Below are 20047 nucleotides of genomic sequence, written 5' to 3' on the forward strand. Positions count from 1 at the left end.
GGCAGGAAGACATTTAAAATGGATTATTGATAACCGGCATTTTGTTTGAACTCGTCCTTATTCACCACCGCATCCAGTTGCGTCTGCGGGATCGGGCGGACGGTGTGGTGCTCCTGGACATTGACTGCATTGTCCGGCGCGTACTTTTTAATGCGCTCGATCAGCTTACCGGTCCGTTTGAGGTCGAACCACCGGAGTTGTTCGCCTGCAAGTTCGCGGGCACGCTCGTCGAGAATGAAATCGAGTGTAATGTCTGAGGACTTTACCTGCATAGCAGCCGTTTTGCCGGGTTTTGCCGCCCTGGCGCGCACCACATTTACGTACTCTGCCGCGCCTGCGAGGTCGCCGAGCTGCATAGCCGCTTCGGCAGCGATCAAGTACACCTCAGCCAGGCGTATCACAAACACGTCGCGCGCGCTTTGCGCCTCGTTCAGGCTCGCGCGTGTCGGGTCCATGAACTTGGAAAGTGTAGGGTAGCGGAGGTTATCCTTCACGGTGCCGTCGGTCAGGTAAATGTCGCTGCGATCGTAGGTCTGGTATTTTTTCGAAGCTTCAACAGCGTCGGGGATCTCATTTTTAGTACAAAAAACAGCTGTATCACCTTTTGCAATACCGGGAGGTAATGTGCTTGAATTGGCATACCATGATTCCATGAAACTGGCTTCGTAGCGCGCGTCATCGGCCGAATACAGATCCAGCAAAAAGCGGGTCGGCATGTAGCGGTTGAATGGACGGCCATTCGTAATGTCGCGGGTCATCCCGGGGCGGTCGTCATACTTCATCAGAAACAGGAGATGCGCATTGTTGCTGCCGCGCCCGTGACCGTACGGATTAAATGTCGAGTTCGCCAGGTCATTCAGCGCCAGGTTGGCAGAATAGTCCACGGTGTAAATCACCTCTTTCGATTTGAGATTAGACATGCTCCACAGATCCGCATACCTGGCTTCCAGTTTGTACCCATAATTACCATCCAAAACCGCCTTAGCCATTTCCAGGGCCTCCTTGTTCATACCTCTTGTGAGATACATCCTTGCGAGAAACGCCTGCGCAGCGCCCTTGGTAACACGGCCATATTGCGGCTGTGTAGCAGGCAGGTTATTCACCGCGATTTTGAGGTCTTCGAAAATCTGGTTATAAAATGTCTCCACCGGTGTTTTGTTGGCGGTGGTCGTGATACCGTCGGTTTCGGTGGTTGTGAAATGCACGCCGCCCCAGGTTTCCACAATGTGCCAATAGTAAAAAGCTCTCAAAAAGCGCAGTTCCCCTTCGCGTACGGGCCGCAATGACGCGGAAAGCCCGGCCTGATCGATGCGGTTAATCCCGCCGTTGCAGAGGTTAATGGCCGCATAAAACTCACGCCATTCGTTGGTTAGGGCGGCATTGCTGCCTTGCAGGTTCAGATACTGGGTCAAATCGCGGTATACTTCGCCGGCACCGCTGGTCCAGATATCGGTGCCGGTTTCGGCAAGGTTGTAGCCTTCCTCCTTGCCGTACCACCATCGTTGGTAGGTGTAGGCGGCATTGACGAGTGTTTCAAAACCTTCGGGTGTGGTGAAAACGTTTCCGGACGTGAGTCCGGAAGGGTTATATTCTTCCAAAACATTCTCACAGGAAAATATACCCAGCAGGAAAGCCGCGATAAACCCTGTTTTTAATATGTGTGATCTCATTTGTGCTGACTGGTTTAAAGGGTTACAGGTTCACGTTCAGGCCAAAAACGAACAGTTTTGTCATCGGGAAATTCTCCGATCCGCCGCGTTCCGGGTCATAATCGAGCTTGGTGAATGTGGCGAGGTTTTTGGCCGTTGCGTAAATGCGCAAGCCACGGATCACCTTCCAGTTGAAGCTGCTCACGGGCAGGTTGTAGGCGAGCGTGATGTTGCGTATCCGTGCGTAGGAAGCATCGCGGTAACCCAATGTAGACAGGTATTTCAATCCTGCATTTTTGTTGGGACGAGGGTATTCGTTGGTCGGGTTTTCGGGTGTCCAGTAATCCAGGCCGGCGGTGCTGTTACCTACGCCCTGCTGGTCAAAACGCGCGTAACGGTCGGAATTGATCATCGCGCCGATGCGGGCGTAGATCATCACATTTAAATCAAACCCTTTGTATTTGATCGTATTGTCCAAGCCGCCGCTCCATTTCGGACGGGGTGTACCCAGGATCACGCGGTCGTTCACAGCGTCGATCTTGCCGTCGCCATTCTGGTCTTTTACTTTGATTTCACCCGGTAGTTGGGTCGGGGAAATGGCCTTTGCCGCCTCAGCCTCGGAAGTTTGCCAGATGCCCAATTTCTCATAATCATAAAAAATGCTGATCGGGTTGCCGATAAACCAGCCATTACCAATGTCGTTGCCTTCGGTCACAAGCTCGGTAATCTCCTCCTTGTTTCGGGTAAATGTCAGGCTCGAATTCCAGGTAAAGTTCTGCGTGCGGATGTTTGTGGTACCCAAAACGACCTCCACGCCCCGGTTGCGGGTTTTGCCAATGTTCTGCTTCACGGTGGTCACACCGGTGGTTGGCGGCAGGCCGCGATCGAGGAGCAGGTCGGAAGTGCGGGTATCGTAATAGTCGATCGAACCGTTGATACGTCCGTCGAACAGCCCGAAGTCCAGACCCAGGTTTTGCGTCGCAGAAAGTTCCCAGCCCAATGCAGCATTGCCCACGTTTCGGGAGAAGGTGTAGGCAGGATAGGCCACCTCATCAAATCCAAATGCAATTCGCGTTAACGTGGTTTGCGTCGCATAAGGCCCGGACGGATCGTTACCGGCGATACCATAGCTCACGCGCAGTTTCAGATCGCTGAGTTTTTTGACATTTTTCATGAAACCTTCATCGATAATGCGCCATGCGAACGCAGCCGATGGGAAGAAAGTCCATTTGTTGCCAGGCGCCAATTTGGAAGAACCATCCTTGCGGGCAGTTAATGTCAGCAAGTACCGCTCTTTAAAACCATAATTCACACGAGCGGCGAACGATACCAGATTGTTTTTGGAATAAGCCGAATTGATCTTGATCTCTTCCGTTGCGCTTCCTAGCGAATAAAACAACTGCGCAGGGATCAGCTGGTTAACACCCGATGCAGATGCATTGTCGGACACCGTCGCAAGCGAGCTCCCGATGCCGGTGAATGTAAAGCTGTGCTGCGCAAATGCCTTTTGGTAAGTCACTACATTCTCCCAGTTGATGGTCCGGCCGTTAGAAACATTGTAAGTTGCCAGTGATTTTCCTGTTAATGATCGGTCGATGGATTTGGGCGAAGAATATGCTCCATTGCGAGAATTCGACAGGTTCGCACCCAGCGTACTGCGGAATGTGAGCCCTTTCAATGGCGTAATTTCTAAGTAGCCGTTTGTGAGCGTACGCGTGGTGAGGATATTGTTGTTAAAAACGCCCGGCTGCTCGTCCGACAGCGGGTTGGCCGTTTGCCCGTCGAGCATAATGAAGTTGAAATTCCCCTGATCGTCGTACAAAGAACCGAGCGGGCTGATTTTGTTGGCCTGGTTCAGCGGGTCACGGCGGACGCTCTGGTTATAGTAGGTCAGCTGGCTTTGCAAGCCGATCTTCATCCAGTCGGTCAGCGTGTAATCCACATTGAGCCGGGCCGTGTAACGCTTCATTTCATCCAGTTTCAAAATCCCTTTTTCATTGAAATAATCGACAGAAACATAGGATTTAAGCTTTTCCGAACCGCCACGGAAACCGAGCTGGTAGTTTTGCTGGAAACCCGGATGGATCAGTTCTTTCTGATAATCGGTCCAGACACCTTTCTGCAATGCATCATATTCGGCTACATTGGTAAAAATCGCAGGATCGTCGGCCGGGGTGTTCCAAACGCCGGCTGCACGCCAGGCCTCCCTTTTAAAGTCCCGGAACTCGGTGATATCCATTGCCCGCGGGTACATCGTTACCTGCGATACGCCCGCGTATGAGTTGAAGGAAATATCCGGACGGCCGCTTTTTCCTTTTTTGGTGGTAATCAAAATAACGCCGTTGGCACCGCGGGAACCGTAAATTGCAATGGAAGAAGCGTCCTTCAAAACCTCCATGGACTCGATGTCATTCGAATTGATATCGGCCAGATCGCCATACTGCACGCCGTCGACGATAATGAGCGGGGAGTTGTTACCGCCTATCGACCGGTTGCCGCGAATGGTAATGTTCACGCCCGCACCTGCCTGCCCGCTGCTGCGGGTAATGTCCGCCCCTGCGATCTTTCCTTGCACGGCATCAAGCACGTTGGCGGAAGGTACTTCCTTCAACTGCTCACTTTTCAGCTGAACCACCGAGCCTGTCAGGTCGCGCTTGCGCACAGCCCCGTAACCGATCACGATTACCTCATCCAATGCGCTTACGTCGGGTTTAAGAGAGATGTTAAATGCGGTTTGCGCGCCCAGTACCACGTCCTGGCTTTGGTAACCTACAAATGAAAAGGTCAGAATGGCCGTAGGGTCATCCGGCACCAGAAGGCTGAATTTGCCCTGACCGTCGCTGCTCGTGCCGCGGTTCGTACCTTTTAATATAATACTCACACCCGGGAGCGTGGCATTTTTTTCATCGGTCAGTACGCCGGTAACTGTTCGGTCTACTATAATTTGTGCTTTAATGGGCGCTACCGACTCCTCTCTTGCGGCATTTTCCAGCACAATTTGTCCGCCTACGACACGGTAGGTAAGGTTCAATGGTGCCAGAATTTCGTCCAACGCCGCATCCAGCCGCTTTTTATTGACTTCCACACTCACATTTCTGGCGACATTCACCCGCTCGGAGCTGTAAACTATACGGGCTTTGGTCTGTTTCTCAATGCTGCTGATGATCTTTTCGAAGCGCTGATTCTGAAATTTTAATGTCACCAGCTTCGACATCACTTCCTGTTGATCGGCATCACTGGCAAATGCGATCTGGCATGCCAAAAAGGCCATGGCTGTTGCCAGTAGCAATAATTTTCCGGGCACTGTCAGGCCGCGGCAGAAGAGTATTAAAAGTAAAGGTTCTGTTTTTTTCATACCTTTAAATGTTTTATTGAATGGACATTTGATAAAATGAAGGTCCCGAAATGGCCCGATTCGCTGTCGGTCCTGCGGGGTTTCTGACGCTGGCCCATGTTCGCTGCATGGCCAGCGTTTTGGTTTGCGGCTATGTCTGCATAAGTGAACGGTTGAGTTTATGTATTCGAAAAGCTTGTGATCCCTGGAGCTTGCAGCCGGGTCCGGAAATGCGGATAGTGGATCCACGGATCTGGTATTTCGCGCCTGAAGCCGCGCAGATAATATCCAGTTGAACAAAAAGTGGTTGTCCGCTCAGGTCGGCGGTCAGTGTGCAGTTCAGGACCTGCTTGTTTTCGGTTTCAATATCTACGCCCCATGCATCGCGGATGTGCTGTGCTACTTCCGAAAGTGGGACGTTGTGAAAACGGAACGAGACGTTGGTATTCAAAATCCGGGGTTTCCCGGCCAACCCGGCGGAAAGTTTGCCCGAAGCCCGGTCGAAAGTAGCGGTGTGGTTGGGGCTTATGAGAATATCAGCTGTTTTTTTGCCTGCCTGTCCGGCATAAACCGACACGAGGCCTGTCACCACTTCGACCGTGGTTTGTCTGCCATTGGCAGCGGTGCCGACGTGGAAGCTGGTGCCAAGCACCTTGGTTGTAACATCGCCCGAATGCACATAGAAAGGTCTTTTCGGATTCTTGCGAATGCTGAAAAACGCATTTCCCTTTAACATCACCACTCTTTTTTCCTGTTCAAAATGGGTCGGAAAGCGCACGGATGCACCGGGGCTGAGCTCCACGGTGCTGCTGTCTTCCAATAGCACGGGCAATATACCGGTACCATCGTTCCGTCGCTCGTCCCAGGAATAGGTGGCCAAAGGAATGCCCCGGTCCAGCACTTTACCCGAAAGAAACCATACGATCAATAGAAGGGATGCAGCTATTGCGCTCCACCGGAAGTAAATCGACCGAAAGGGATTTTTACGAACTTCGTCCAGATCCGGGAGGCTGGCCTTTTCCTGCATTCCGGCCCATATCCGCGCGTCAATACCTTGCAGATCAGCGTCGGAGATGTTTTCTGCGCGATCGTTTTCAAGCAACGCAAACCAGTGTTCGACCAGTCGTTTCTCGTCATCGGAGCACCGGCCTTCCTGATATTTCTCCAATAATGCTGCGAATTCTTCCCGGTTCATGGGCTGCAATAGCTAATCTGCTTTTTGAACAAGTAGTCAGTGAATCGGTCGCTGATCCGCAAAACGTTTTAGAGATTATTTGATTTGTTATATTAATTGTGGCATTTGGGTAGAAGATTCTTTCTTTTGTGCTAGGGGAGGACAGGGGAAAGAGAGGGTGGGCTAAAAGAAGGAATCGCGTAGCGCTGTAATATTGGTAGCAAAAAAACATATGCCGCGATTCCCTTTCCTCCTTTTTCAAAGATACTCCTTCAAATAAGTGCGCAGCGCCTTCACTACGAGGCTTAAATGATGCTCCACAGTTCGCTGGGGCATTTGGATTTCACTGGCGATTTCTTTGGTGGAGCGGTTTTCGAGGCGGTGGAGGCGGAATATAGTCTGTGACTTTTCTGGGAAATGACTGAGGCGGGCTTCGATGCTGTTCATCAATTCGCTGGCGTTCAGTTGTTCTTCTGTCGAATAAATGGCATCCGAATGTCCTGAAAATGAGTGTGTAAGATATTTTTCATGCACCATGGCCGATTTAAAATGGTTGATGCAACTGTATTTCACCGAAGTAACCAAGTAAGCTTCCAGGTTTTCAACTTGCAAAAGGCTGCGGCGTTCCCAGAGGCGCAGGAATACATCCTGTACAATTCCCTCCACAGCCTCGCGATCGGCGATCTTGCGGATTGCGAGCAGGTACATTTTTTTCCAGTAACGCTCGTAGATCTCCCGAAATGCCATGCCGCAGTCGTCGTCATGCAGTGCGTCGACAAGCTGTGGGTCCGATAGAGATTTGACGTTCATGAATGCCTGGTTAATTCGTTTGTCGTAATTGATGCGGTTTGAATAGTAGGATTTTTCCTGGATGCGTCCAGTTGCCGGATAGGTAGCTGGACTTAATTTGAACCCATTTTTGATCGTGACCAATGCAAATGCCTGATTTTTTTACGCAGACGTTGCCGGGAACGTTATCATTTGGAATTTTTACCGGGAAAAGCATACTTTTTCCCGGCATTGCAAAATAATACGACTAGATTTGCCGAATAGACATTTGCAGTATTACAAGATTACTTTGTGCAAAATCTGCGGTAAAAGCGCATTAAAACGTGCTTTTATCTGACCTGTTCCTTACCTGTACCAGTCATGACTATTTCGAGAAGAAAATTCATCCAAACCACCACTGCGGCCACCACTGGCGCCGCGTTTTTCCCGGCTATCACTGAGCTGGCACACGCTGGCAAGCCATTTCGTGCCGCCGCAGACAAGATCCGCGTCGCGGCCATCGGGATTAATAGTATGGGTTGGGCGGACATTAATGCGGTCATCAAAAATCCGGGTGTGGAATGTGTCGCATTGTGTGATGCCGACCGCAATGTGCTCGACAAACGTGCAGCCGAATTCGCCGGAAAGGGCATTCAGGTAAAAACCTACGCGGATTATCGCCAGGTGCTGGACAATAAGGATATCGATGCGGTCGTGATCGGTACGCCCGATCACTGGCATTGCCTGATGATGGCCGAAGCGTGTGAGGCAGGAAAGGATGTTTACGTGGAGAAGCCGATCGGGAATTCCATTGCCGAATGCCGGAGCATGGTCGCCGCGCAGGAACGTTATAAGCGCGTGGTGCAAGTGGGGCAATGGCAGCGGAGCCAGAAGCATTTCCGCGACGCGGTCGATTTTATGTATTCAGGTAAATTGGGCAAAATAGGGTTGGTGAAAGTGTGGGGTTATTTCAATTACGGCAACCCGATTTTGAAACAGCCTGATACCGCGGCACCGGCGGGTGTCGATTATAATATGTGGCTTGGGCCGGCTACCAAAAGGCCATTTAACTCCAATCGCTTCCACGGCTCATTTCGCTGGTTTTGGGATTACGCCGGCGGTATTATGACTGACTGGGGCGTGCATTTGCTCGATTATGCATTGTTGGGTATGAAGGCGACCGCTGAACCCCGGCGTGTGAGCGCGAATGGCACGATGTTGCGTAATCCGGGAGCCGAAACGCCCGACACGCTGACTACGCTTTTCGAATATGAAGGGTTCAACATCCAATGGGAGCATGTGATCGGTTATGGTGCGGGTATTTACAACCGTCAGCACGGCATTGCTTTCCTGGGCGAGAACGGAACGCTCATTGTCGACCGGAACGGCTGGGAAGTGGTGCCCTACGAAAAACGGATGGAGGCGGTAATGTTGCAAAAATCATCCGATAACGGCCTCGACGAGCACGCCCGTAATTTTGTGGAGGTCATCCGTTCCCGCAACCTGGGCGACCTGCATGCCCCCATTCGCGTAGGCGCAGAAGTGGCGATCTTGTCGCAAATGGGCAACATCGCTTACCGGACGGGCAGCACCTTACATTGGAATGCACAAAAAGGCGAGTTTGACAACGCGGCAGCCAACAAGCTAATCGCAAACGATTATCACAATGGCTACAAAATGCCACGTGCATAGCCGTTCAGGAACTCGGCGGGCACATCGGCGGGAAAATGGGCCGAAGACATTAAGGCGATTTGGACGACGCGCTGAAAAGCCATTCCGGCGTAATGCTTTGCAGCACGATCTGCTCATAAGAACCGGTTTTTCCGCATTCATAAAGACATAGGATACGGCCGTCTGGCAAAGCCGCGAGGCTCGAATAGGCCGATGGGCCAGCGGAAATTGTTCTTATTACGGGCCAGGTTTTTCCTTCATCAAAACTTGCGCGCAGCGTAAGGTTATGCCTTTTTGTGGAGCTTGCCGGGTTCAGAAAGAGCATGGTGTTCCTGTTTCTCTTACCGCTTTTGTATGTGTACCGCAGGATCGATGCCTGGCATATCGGCTCGACCAGTTCGGGAACGTCTTCCGGGGCCGTCCAGCTTACGCCACCATCATAACTTACCGATTGTGCCCTTCGTCCATGGCCGAAATAGGAGCGCATATTCATGAGCAAAGTGCCGTTTCCGTCTGCTACTTCAATTACCTGACATTCATTCATTTTTGGTGTGATAGTGCCGCCAAGCTGCCAGGTTTTGCCATGATCGTCGCTGTAAATGGCGTGCGATCCGTATTCGAACGGGCCGTTGCGGACTTTGCCGTTGGGGTCGTCGTAGCTGAAATCGCAGGGGATTACGAGCCGACCTTTGCGCGGGCCGTTTTTGATTTGAATACCAATGCCCGGCCCGGTGGCGTACCAGCCCCATTCGGGTTTCTTGGTGGTTTGGGTGATATCAACCGGTTTCGTCCAGCTTGCACCGTGATCGCCACTTCGCGATAACCACACGGTGCGGGTCGACGCGGATTTTTTGGTGATTATGTCTTTTTCGGGCACATCTCCGCGGTTGTGGGTGAGCAGCAGTAATATTTCTCCGGTTTCTTCATCGAGCACCGGACAGGGATTGCCGCAGGTATTTGGCCCGTCGTCCCAGACGACGGCCTGGCTACTCCATGTTTTGCCATGGTCGGTAGAGCGCTTCATGAGCAGGTCGATGTCCCCGGCGTCCGCGGCCCCCTCTTTCCGTCCTTCACAGAATGCGATCAGTACGCCGCTTTTGGAGCGGATCAACGCAGGGATGCGGTAGCTTTTATAACCGTTTTCACCCGCCGTGAACAATGTTTGAAGATCCGGATCGCTTTGCGAAAATGCCGCCGATGTAATAGCCAGAAGTGTCAGTATCAAAAAGGTCTTTCGGAGCATATCATCTGATTACGTGTAGGTAAATCTAAAACTATTGCTACTGAACAGGTAAATATTCCTAATTGGTGTTAAAATGTCACCGATCAGATGATTTTTTACCGTTAAGTAAATTTGACTGTCGCAATAACTCTTATAAAATTTATGTAACCATATTTTTAATAAATTGTCAAACTAATTCTATTAATACATGGAATGATGCAATCCCGGAGTGTAGGATTGATTGAGGTGAACGTGGGCACAGCCATGCATTGAGTCCGCATTTCATTTCACTTTAACCATCATACACCATGTTAAAAGTTACTAGTAATGCTCCCCAAACCATCCGTTTGGGCGGCGCCTCCACAGAAACTAACTCGATGTTCGGTCCGCTCACAGACCTGATCGGCACCTGGGTAGGAAACAAAGGCTGGAACCTCGTGGCGGTTCCCAATCAAAAAGGCGGTTTTCTGCTGCTGGTACAGCCTTACACCGAAACGCTCACTATCACGCCCCTGAGCACGCCGACACCCAACCGCGGCACACATGTCGTACAGCAGGTGCCCACGTTGCTCTACAGCCTCCGCATTCACAGCAATGTCGACGGCAGCCTACTGCATGCCGAAAACGGTACCTGGCTCCTGCTCAACGACTGTCCCGACGAATTCAGCATTGCACGCCAGGCATCGGTACCACACGGAGATTCGCTACTGGCACTCGGCGGGTCGGCTGTAAATAGTGGCGCTCCCAACATTCCCGAGATCAGCACGCTGCCGATTACCGGCCCTGGCTCCAAGCCGCTGGGTTACACCGACCCCTATCTGACGCCCTTGCCCGGCTTCACCAAAACCAACCCTAATGCCACCCTGCAAGCCGCAATCGCAGGACAAACGATCACTTCCACGACGACCATTTCAGTCAGCACGGCCAATAAAGGCGGTATTACCAACATTCCATTTATCGTGCAGAATGCCAATACCACCAGTTTCGAGGCTACTTTCTGGATCGAGACTGTGGAGAATGCAAACACGGGCGGCTCATTCCAGCAATTGCAATATTCTCAAACCGCTATCATCGAGTTTATTCCGCAATTCCATGACCCGTCCAAGCTGATCCAGTGGCCGCATGTGAACATCAATACATTAGTAAAACAGTAAACTCAACATTCTATCCTTCACAAAAAAAGAAAATACAATGGCAATACCGGCAGAACATCACTTTGATGTGATCGTGATCGGGGGAGGGGCCATGGGGCTGTCCACCGGCTACCATCTGGCAAAACGAAAAGCTAAAACGCTTGTTTTGGAACAATTCAATTTCAAAAACCAGTTGGGCAGTTCGGCAGGCGTCTCAAGGCAATATCGCATTCCGTATCCCGAGGAATATATGGTGCAAATGGCGCTCGATTCGCAGCCGTACTGGGATGAACTCCAATCTCTTACACCAAAAACTTTGCTCGACAAGGTCGGTACGCTCTGGTTCGGCGATCCTTCGGTCCATTCCACCGAGGGAAACATTGCCGAAGCCGAACAAGCGCTCAAAGCACTGAATGTACCTTACACTAGCCTGACCGCAAAGGAAATCGAAACGCAATACCATTTCCGGAATTTGCCGGATACCTACACCGGTCTCTTTCAGGCCGATGGTGCGAGCATCGATTTCAGGGCGACGATCGAGACGTTATACCAGGCTTGCGAACACAGTCCCTACACCACCTTGCAGGATCAATCGCCGGTGACGGCCATTGAGCAGGACGGGGATCTTTTTAATGTCACCACTCCCAAAGGCATATTTACAAGCGAAAAGCTGGTGCTCGTGCCGGGCCCTTATATCGACAATGTGATTAACCTGCTTGGTTTCACGATCCAGGCGACATACTGGAATATGTCGTCGTGCTATTTCAAAAAGACCGATCCGTCGATCCAGTACCCGACCTGGTTTGTGTTCCAGAATGCAATTGGTTCGAATGGCAACCAGTTTTACGGCTTTCCGGGCGTCGTATGGGATCATCCGGAGTATATCCGTGTCGCGCCCGATTTCGTGATCGATCCGCTTGAAAGTCCCGAGCAGCGGACGCTCGTGCCCAACCCGCAGGAGCTGGAGTATACTGCCGGGTGGGTCCGCGAGCACATGACCGGCCTCGATCCCACGCCGCATTACACCTCCACCTGTCTCATTGCCCTCAGCAAAATAGCCAACAAGGAGCTGCTGATCGATTTTGCGCCGCCTTACGTGCCCAATCACCAGAATATAGTGGTATATGCCACCGGCTGGGCGGCCAAATTCACCCCATTCCTGGGTGAGATCCTCACCCAGTTGGCACTGGACGGTCATTCGACCTTCGACATCTCCCCATTCAAACTAGGTTACAATTATTTCAAAGCGCTTTAAACCTGATTTATCAACATGAATAAAAACACGCCACTTGACAATGGAATGAAACCAGGCCTTCAGATGGAGGTTGCTATCATCGGCGCCGGTACATCGGGGCTGTACAGTGCTTTCCGCCTGACCAGTACAGGTAAATATTCCGGTGAGCAAGTACAAATCTTCGATATGAGCGAACGGCTCGGCGGAAGGCTCGAATCGGTGATCCTGCCTGGCATGAACTTCTGGGGCGAGCTCGGCGGCATGCGGTACCTCACTTCCCAGGAAATCGTGACGACGCTGATAGAAGGGTATCCCCTGAAAGAGAAAGATCCGGCGAAACGCAAGTTCGTCCTGGACGACCGGATGACGCCCGTACCCTTTCCGATGGGCAACCCGGCCGATCTGCTTTTTTATCTCCGCAAAGAGCATTTCAAACAGGATGCCTGGAATGAGGCCCAGCAACAAGGCCGGAAACTGGTGACGCGTTACTATCTCAATGATGACGATATCGGTTTCAGTTCCGACCAGCTTTTCAACAAGATTATCTATGACGTGCTTATGGCCGATCCGTGGTTTGCGGGCAAGTATTCCGACAAAGTGACAAAAGGGCCGACCGAATACGATTACGGATTCAAGCTCACGAGCCGCGATTGGGACGATGTGAAACCCAATCTCACGTACAATTTTCCAGGATCACCTTACAATGGTCGCAAAGTGAACGACCTCGGGTTCTGGAACCTTATCAAAGACTTGGTTTCGGAAGAAGGTTATCAGTTTGTAGCCAATGCGGGTGGTTATTATTCCAACACGATTAACTGGAATGCGGCCGAAGCATTTCCTTACATGGTGGGTGATTTTTCGGCCGACGTGACTTACAAGACGATCGATGAGGGTTACGACAGCATTGCCTACGCGCTGGCGAATCAGTATGTGGGCATTCCGGGCGCACGTATTTGGGCTGAAAACAAATTGCTGACCTTCTCAAAAGGCCACGAGCTCCGCGACCAGTACCGTTACGAACTGACATTCCTGAATATCCCTACCAACACGATCTGGCATGCTTACGCCAATGCGATCATCCTCGGTATGCCGCGCAAATCACTCGAACTGCTGGATCAGGACAATTTCTTTTTCAATGCCAACGAGAATACTGTCCTCGACCGGAACATCCGATCCGTGATCATGGAACCTGCATTCAAGATCCTGATGGGCTTCCCCGAACCATGGTGGAAGCAACTAGGCATCGACTCGGGGCATTCGATTACCGATTTGCCGATGCGCCAATGTTATTACTTCGGCACCGATAAAGAAACCAACAACTCGATGCTCCTCGGCAGTTATGGCGATATGGAAACCGAGACATTCTGGAAAGCGCTTTCGGATGATACGGTATTATTCAAGGTGAGCGCGGCCAGATCGGCTTCCCTCAACGAATTGAAAGCACTGGAACATGAACAGGCTACGGAGCTGATGGTGAACGAACTGATGTCGCAACTCCGCGAGGTGCATGGTGACCAGGTTGTGATTCCCGAACCATACGTAACCTATTTCCGCGATTGGAGCGACGATCCCTTCGGTGCGGGTTATCATGCCTGGAAAGCCGGCGTTTCAGTGAAAGATGTGATGCCATACATGCGCAAACCCGATGCGGATGAGCGCATCCACGTCGTAGGTGAAGCCTATTCCGATCAGCAGGGCTGGGTGGAAGGCGCGTTCTGCGTAGCGGAAAAAATGCTGGAAGATCATTTCGGGTTGACACGCCCGGATTGGATCAGCGATACTTATTATATGGGGTGGTGATCGGGCGAAATGCAAATGAAGAGGCTGCCTTTTTTTGGGGGGCAGCCTCTGCTAAAAGTGTTGCCCGACTTGAGAGTTTCCTCCTTGATATCGTGTTTGGAGTAGGTCTTGACAAACACACTGCCTAAACCGGTTAATTCGTGCTTACAACTCACCCTCAGCTCAATGAGGTGATGCTCATTTTCATTCAACATAGTGGCGATGTCGTCTGTTGTCAAAAACCAAAGTGCGTACACCGATTTTTCCCCGAATCGGAATGGTGCCACGTAGTTGTGCTGATCTTTGACAAGTGTAAGCGGCAATGTCCGATGATTGATTTTCCCCTCAAACGTTGAGTGTTTTTGAGCTAACGTTGTAACTATCAGTAAAGCAAGCGCCCTGCTTCCTTTTTGTTTCGACAAACCCATCAAGACACCACCAACCATGAACAACCTCAGAAATTGGTTCGCAACATTGCTTTGTACAATGGCAATGTTGGCCATTCCCGCTTTCGCCCAGGACAAAACGCATTCAGTAAGAAAGGGAGCGAATGCACCTGAAGAGGAACTGGCAGGGTTTCATTTGCCCGAAGGTTTTGTCGTGGAACTGGTGGCCAGCGAGCGCGATAGCGTGGTCAATCCCATTGACCTGACATTCGACGACGCAGGTCGGCTCTGGACGCAAACGGCACGGATGTACCCGCTAGACCCCATTTCCGATATTCAGTGGGATGATCTTCTCAAACTTATGGACGATGAGAAAGCCCAGCGAAACCACCCGAATTTCAAACGCGTGCTGAGTTTGTATAAAGGCGAAACCAAAGGCTCGGACAAGGTAATTATCCTTTCGGGGCTTAACGGCAACGGCCCCGTCAAACCACATATCTGGGCCGACGGCCTGACGATCCCGATGAGTGTCCTGCCGTACCGCACCGGTGCGTATATCGCGCAGGGATCAGAGATGTTCTTTATGGATGATACCGATAAGGACGGTAGGGCCGATAAACGTGTGCCGCTGTTCACCGGTTTCGGGTTCACCGACTCGCATACAATGGCGCATGTGCTTGTGCGTGCGCCAGGTAACTGGATCCATTTCAGTCATGGAGCGTTGAACAGGGGCCGTGTGAAGTCACTTTTGAGTGGAGACAGTTTGAAGGTGGATTTTAGTAAAATAGCGCGGTTCTCGCCGGATGGCCGGAAGATGGAGCTGGTCAGCGCGGGTTTGAACAATATTTGGGGTTTTCAGCTGAGGGGTAATGGGCAATGGTACGGGTCGGAGGCCAATGATCTCAGCTACTCGGTAGTGCCGATGGAGCCGGGGACCGCCTTCCCGGGCATTGGGAATGAGCGGTTCAGGCCTTACCAGCCATTTATGCCTGAACTGCATTCGTTCCGCGTGGGTGGGACCGGCATTTCAGGAACAGCCTTCGCTGATGATGCTTCCGGTTCCTTTCCGGAAGCTTACCGTGACGTCGCTTTTCTGGCCAATCCCATCACCAGTTCCATTAACGCCGTCAAAGTGATCAGAAATCCCGACGGCACGGTTACCGCCTCACATTTGCCGGACCTGCTTAAATCTGACGACGACTGGTTCAGACCGGTGAATATGGAATTTGGCCCGGACGGATGCCTGTACATTGCCGATTGGTACAACAAAATCATTTCACATAACGAGCTGCCTACCACGCATCCCGACCGCAACAAAACGCGTGGCCGAATCTGGCGGATACGGCATGTGAGCCAGCGGCCGAGGGACATTCCTGATTTTTATCAAATGCCGGTTTCGGCGTTGCCGGAGCATTTGCGGTCGCCTTCGTTGTGGGAGAAGCGGGCAGCCTGGCACCAGATCGCCGATCGGCCAGGCGAGGAAACATCCGGCCTGATCCCAGCCATTACCGCAATCGCAGCCGATCACAATGCGGATGACGTGACGCGCATTCACGCGCTATGGTGCCTCGAGAGTTTGCAGCATCTCGACCAAATAGTGATGAAAGATTTGTTATCGGCGGAGTCGGGTGACATCCGTCGCGAAGCGGTGCGTTCGCTTGGTTCATTTGAATTGGGCGGTAGTGAAATTGCTTCGCGACTAAAATCGTTGACGGATGATCCGAATCCGATGGTGCGGTCGCAGGTGTTGCGTACGCTGGGCGAGGTGGGCGAGTTGGATACGGCGGGAATCACTATACTGGTCGCGGCGTGCAAGCCAGAGTTAACAGGAGAGTCGCTCGGTGGCCCTTATGAGCGGCGTTTTGAACGATTTTTGGCCAGGAAGGCGCTTGAAAAGCATTCGAAGGCGTTAGCCGGGTTCATTTCAGGACCGGAAGTGGCGAAAGTGCCGGTGGAAAATTTACTATGGGCAACGCAGGCATTGCCAAAGGAAGAGCGTGAAAGCGCATTCCTGCGCTTTTGGCCGGAAGCGCATATTGAGAAAATCGATGAGCCGACGTTTATCAGCATCGCCGGAATGCTTTCTGATAAAAATGTTGTGACAATGGTCAAACCGGCATTTGAACAACCACAGGCGACGGATTACGTGCGTTATGCGATCCGCAACCAAGCGCAGGTACAATCCGTAGAGCTGGCAGGTTTGCTGGCCGCGCCGGTATCGAAGCTCTTGAAAAGTACTGTTCAGGAAGAAACAGACCTGGGCCTGGATGCTGTCGGAAGGTTCGGGATGCGTCAATCGGTGGGAGAGGTGCTCGGCACGCTAGACCGTGATATGCCGGCTTCATCCGTAAAACTGGCGCTCAAAGCAGTCGACATCAATCCCGGGGCAGGAAAAAGTGTATTGGAGAAAATGGCTGGTGACGATAACCGTGCATTCGATGTACGGGCAGCGGCGCTACTGACATTAGCTAAGGCAGATGCCGCAGGAGCCAGGCAGGCGGCCCTAAAATGGGTTCCAAAGTTAGACGACGTCGAAAAAGCCGAGCTTACCAGCATGCTCCCATCGTCGCAAGCCGGGGCGGATCTTTTGATTTACCTGATTAAAAATAAACAGTTGAACACCCGGTTTGTAGACGTCCCTACGGCAGAGCGACTCACAGCCGTCCGCAAAAGCGACCCTGAAACGGCCAAAATGCTGGCTCACGCCAAAGCTTTGGAAACCGAAAAGAAAAAGGCGTTCAAAACCCGGTTGCAGAAATACATGATGGTTGCGGAAAAGAAAAAGGGCAATGCGGAGACCGGAAGGGTATTGTTTCAAACCTGTTTGAACTGCCATCAGACAGGTGGCAAAGGACAAAATATCGCCCCGTCGCTGGATGGTTCGGCCAATCGGGAGAATGAGGCATTGCTCACGGCAATCCTCGATCCCGACGCGGCAGTGGAAAGCGGATATGCTGTTTTTAGGGTTGGCAAGCGGGATGGTACCACAGTGGAAGGATATCTGGTCAATCAGGATAACCGTGGTACAACTATTGCATTCATGGGCGGCGCCAAAACTTTCATCCCCGCCAGCGAGATCAAAAGCCAGGGGACGCTGGGTGGCCGGTCTTTTATGATAAAAGGTTTGATCGACCTGTATTCCGATCAGCAAGTGGCCGATTTATTGGCCTATATCCGTACATTGAAATAGCATCAAGGTCAATCAGTGGAATGCTATTAATTAAACTTATGAATAAAATTTTGAACAAACTGATCCTGGCTGCGCTCTGCACCATTATTACAATCCTGGTCCATTCTGCACCGGCTGCCGAACTGTACGTAGCCCGAAATGGTGATGACCGCAACCCGGGCTCGAAGGAAAAACCTTTGGCAACCCTGGAAGCGGCACGGAATAAAGTGCGGGCAATGCGGGGAGCGGTGGTGATATTGGTCCGGGGTGGGACATATTATTTATCGAAACCAGTGGTGTTCAGTCCGGAAGATTCGCGTGCGAGGGCGGAAACTGCTACCTACAAGGCATATCCCGGCGAGAAAGTGACCATCAGCGGCGCAGCAGTGATCCCGGTGAAATGGTCGGCATACAAAGGGAATATTAAAAAGACGATGATTGCTGGCAATGTGGCATTCGACCAATTGTATATCGGAGATCAGAAGCTGCATATGGCACGTTTTCCAAACTACGATTCCTCGGCGAGCCATTTTGGCGGGTATTCGGCGGATGTGCTTTCGCCAGCCAAAATACAGTCGTGGAAGAGCCCGGCGGGTGCGTTTATCCATGCCATGCACAAGCATGAATGGGGCGATTACCATTACCGGGTTACCGGCAAAGCGAGCGATAGCACCCTCGCATTGGAAGGCGGTTACCAGAACAACCGCCAGATGGGTATGCACGACAAATACCGCTTCATCGAAAACCTTCTGGAAGAACTCGATGCGCCCGATGAATGGTATTTCGATTCCCAAGCCAAAACCCTTTACGTGTATGCGCCCGGGAATGCGCAGGAAGTGCTTTCCCCGCAGATCCGGCATTTGTTCGAGTTTCGTGGCTCGGCCAGCAAGCCGGTGACCAATATCCATATCGAGGGCTTCGAACTGGCGCACACCTTGCGCACATTCATGGAAACCAAAGAGCCCCTGCTAAGGAGCGACTGGGCCATTTATCGCGGCGGTGCGGTGCTGCTGGAAGGCACGGAGCATTGCGCCGTCCGCCAATGTCATTTCAATGCGATCGGTGGTAATGGTGTGTTTTTTAGTAATTACAACCGTAGTGGCGAAGTATCGGGCTGCCATTTTGAAAATACCGGAGCCAGCGCGGTCTGCTTCGTCGGCGATCCCGCTGCGGTGCGTTCACCGGGCTTCGAGTACCAGGAGTCGGTGCCTTATGCGCAGATGGATAAGTCACCCGGCCCTAAAACCAACAACTATCCCGCTGAATGTAAAGTTTTTGATAATCTCATGAATGGCCTTGGCAGCGTGGAAAAGCAGATTGCGGGCGTGGAGATTTCCATGAGCATGGACATTACAGTGAGTCACAATACGATTTACAATATTCCCCGTGCGGGTGTGAATGTGAGCGAGGGCACCTGGGGCGGGCATATCATCGAGTATAACGACGTTTTCAATACCGTGCTCGAAACCGGCGATCATGGGTCGTTCAACTCCTGGGGACGTGACCGCTTCTGGCATCCCGTGCGCGAAACGATGGACAGTCTTGCAGCAGCCCATCCCGAGCTGATCCTGCTCGACGCCGGTAAAACGATCGTCATCCGTAACAACCGTTTCCGGTGCGACCATGGCTGGGATGTCGATCTCGATGACGGCAGCTCCAATTATCACATTTACAATAACCTGTGTCTGAATGGTGGGCTGAAACTGCGGGAGGGCTTTCAAAGAGTGGTAGAAAATAACATTATGGTCAACAATTCCTTCCATCCGCACGTATGGTTTGCCAAAAGCGGGGATGTGTTCAGGAAAAACATCGTGACCAAAGCCTACGCGCCGATCCGGGTGAACGAATGGGGTAAGGAAGTAGACTACAACCTGTTTCCTGATCAAAATGCACTGGAAAAAGCCCGTCAGAGCGGCACCGACTCACATAGCCTCGCGGGCGACCCGATGTTTATAGACGCGGCCAAAGGTGATTACCGCGTAAAACCGGGCAGTCCGGCATTACAGCTGGGTTTTGTGAATTTTGATATGGACGCGTTCGGTGTCGTATCACCGGAGCTGAAAAGGAGAGCGGCACCGGTGCCATTGCCGACGGTCAATAATCTTGCTGCCGGAACGGCGGTGAGCGACGCGGCGTGGTTGGGAGGTAAGTTGCGGAATGTGAATGGCCTGGGCGACCGCTCCGCTTTCGGCTTGCCGGATGAAAAGGGTGTGGTTGTGGAAGTTGCGCCGGAAAATAGCATTCTCGCGCGGGCCGGGATGAAACCGGGCGATGTCATCCGTGTGCTCAACCATCGCGAAATCAGCACTGTGAAAGAGCTGATGGATGTGTTCCAGGAAATCAACTGGATGGGGGAAGGGGAAGTTGCATTTTTCAGGAACCAGGCTATGCAGAAGTTGACGGTTTCTTTCAAATAGTCGTCCCGGATTACTGTATATTTGAAGTTTCGCTTGTGCAAAAAGCGGGCGTAGAAGGATTACTTTGTTTCGTAAAATATGTCAGAAAGTGGGTTATGCGGGTGATGAAAC

At 51.7% G+C, this 20047-nt stretch carries 11 protein-coding genes; 6 read left to right on the forward strand and 5 right to left on the reverse strand.

Annotated features, from left to right (window positions below):
* Positions 1–23: 23 nt before the first annotated feature.
* From LZD49_RS29695 to LZD49_RS29710, 4 genes are all read right to left on the reverse strand, one after another.
* On the reverse strand, positions 24–1670 hold the full coding sequence (locus LZD49_RS29695) for a RagB/SusD family nutrient uptake outer membrane protein (RefSeq protein ID WP_234671625.1): 1647 nt from the start codon (positions 1668–1670) through the stop codon (positions 24–26).
* 22 nt (positions 1671–1692) lie between these two features.
* On the reverse strand, positions 1693–5004 hold the full coding sequence (locus LZD49_RS29700; protein WP_234671626.1) for a TonB-dependent receptor: 3312 nt from the start codon (positions 5002–5004) through the stop codon (positions 1693–1695).
* Between the two features lie 130 nt (positions 5005–5134).
* Positions 5135–6178, reverse strand: coding sequence for a FecR family protein (locus tag LZD49_RS29705; RefSeq protein ID WP_234671628.1), 1044 nt, complete (start codon positions 6176–6178; stop codon positions 5135–5137).
* Positions 6179–6415: 237 nt separating this feature from the next.
* The gene (locus LZD49_RS29710; protein WP_234671630.1) at positions 6416–7090 is read right to left on the reverse strand and encodes an RNA polymerase sigma-70 factor; all 675 of its coding nucleotides are present in this window, start codon (positions 7088–7090) and stop codon (positions 6416–6418) included.
* A gap of 216 nt (positions 7091–7306) precedes the next feature.
* On the opposite strand from LZD49_RS29710, the gene LZD49_RS29715 reads away from it, so the two are divergent.
* Positions 7307–8617: a Gfo/Idh/MocA family protein gene (locus LZD49_RS29715; protein ID WP_234671632.1), complete on the forward strand. Its 1311-nt coding sequence runs from the start codon at positions 7307–7309 to the stop codon at positions 8615–8617.
* A gap of 49 nt (positions 8618–8666) precedes the next feature.
* Here LZD49_RS29715 and LZD49_RS29720 read toward each other — a convergent pair whose 3' ends face one another.
* Entirely contained in the window at positions 8667–9839 is a 1173-nt protein-coding gene (locus tag LZD49_RS29720) for an exo-alpha-sialidase (protein ID WP_234671634.1), read from the reverse strand.
* 287 nt (positions 9840–10126) lie between these two features.
* Between LZD49_RS29720 and LZD49_RS29725 the strand changes: the two genes are divergently transcribed.
* The 5 genes from LZD49_RS29725 to LZD49_RS29745 all read left to right on the forward strand — a co-directional run bounded on the left by LZD49_RS29725 (position 10127) and on the right by LZD49_RS29745 (position 19936).
* A complete protein-coding gene (locus tag LZD49_RS29725) occupies positions 10127–10972 on the forward strand; it encodes a heme-binding protein (protein WP_234671636.1) in 846 nt (281 codons plus the stop codon).
* A 37-nt stretch (positions 10973–11009) separates the two neighbouring features.
* Positions 11010–12206, forward strand: coding sequence for an FAD-dependent oxidoreductase (locus LZD49_RS29730; RefSeq protein ID WP_234671638.1), 1197 nt, complete (start codon positions 11010–11012; stop codon positions 12204–12206).
* Positions 12207–12221: 15 nt separating this feature from the next.
* Positions 12222–13985, forward strand: a complete 1764-nt coding sequence (locus LZD49_RS29735) for an FAD-dependent oxidoreductase (RefSeq protein WP_234671640.1) — start codon at positions 12222–12224, stop codon at positions 13983–13985.
* 423 nt (positions 13986–14408) lie between these two features.
* Positions 14409–17540, forward strand: a complete 3132-nt coding sequence (locus LZD49_RS29740) for a PVC-type heme-binding CxxCH protein (protein WP_234671641.1) — start codon at positions 14409–14411, stop codon at positions 17538–17540.
* A gap of 38 nt (positions 17541–17578) precedes the next feature.
* Positions 17579–19936: a PDZ domain-containing protein gene (locus LZD49_RS29745; protein WP_234671643.1), complete on the forward strand. Its 2358-nt coding sequence runs from the start codon at positions 17579–17581 to the stop codon at positions 19934–19936.
* The last annotated feature ends 111 nt before the right edge of the window (positions 19937–20047 follow it).

It is taken from the genome of Dyadobacter sp. CY261 (assembly GCF_021440085.1).
In the GTDB taxonomy this organism is placed as follows: domain Bacteria; phylum Bacteroidota; class Bacteroidia; order Cytophagales; family Spirosomataceae; genus Dyadobacter.

What these genes read in the sequence shown, in the direction of transcription:
- LZD49_RS29695 (WP_234671625.1), bottom strand. Translation starts at nt 1,670, where the DNA reads ATGAGATCACACATATTAAAAACAGGGTTTATCGCGGCTTTCCTGCTG.
- LZD49_RS29700 (WP_234671626.1), bottom strand. Translation starts at nt 5,004, where the DNA reads ATGAAAAAAACAGAACCTTTACTTTTAATACTCTTCTGCCGCGGCCTG.
- LZD49_RS29705 (WP_234671628.1), bottom strand. Translation starts at nt 6,178, where the DNA reads ATGAACCGGGAAGAATTCGCAGCATTATTGGAGAAATATCAGGAAGGC.
- LZD49_RS29715 (WP_234671632.1), top strand. Translation starts at nt 7,307, where the DNA reads ATGACTATTTCGAGAAGAAAATTCATCCAAACCACCACTGCGGCCACC.
- LZD49_RS29720 (WP_234671634.1), bottom strand. Translation starts at nt 9,839, where the DNA reads ATGCTCCGAAAGACCTTTTTGATACTGACACTTCTGGCTATTACATCG.
- LZD49_RS29725 (WP_234671636.1), top strand. Translation starts at nt 10,127, where the DNA reads ATGTTAAAAGTTACTAGTAATGCTCCCCAAACCATCCGTTTGGGCGGC.
- LZD49_RS29730 (WP_234671638.1), top strand. Translation starts at nt 11,010, where the DNA reads ATGGCAATACCGGCAGAACATCACTTTGATGTGATCGTGATCGGGGGA.
- LZD49_RS29735 (WP_234671640.1), top strand. Translation starts at nt 12,222, where the DNA reads ATGAATAAAAACACGCCACTTGACAATGGAATGAAACCAGGCCTTCAG.
- LZD49_RS29740 (WP_234671641.1), top strand. Translation starts at nt 14,409, where the DNA reads ATGAACAACCTCAGAAATTGGTTCGCAACATTGCTTTGTACAATGGCA.
- LZD49_RS29745 (WP_234671643.1), top strand. Translation starts at nt 17,579, where the DNA reads ATGAATAAAATTTTGAACAAACTGATCCTGGCTGCGCTCTGCACCATT.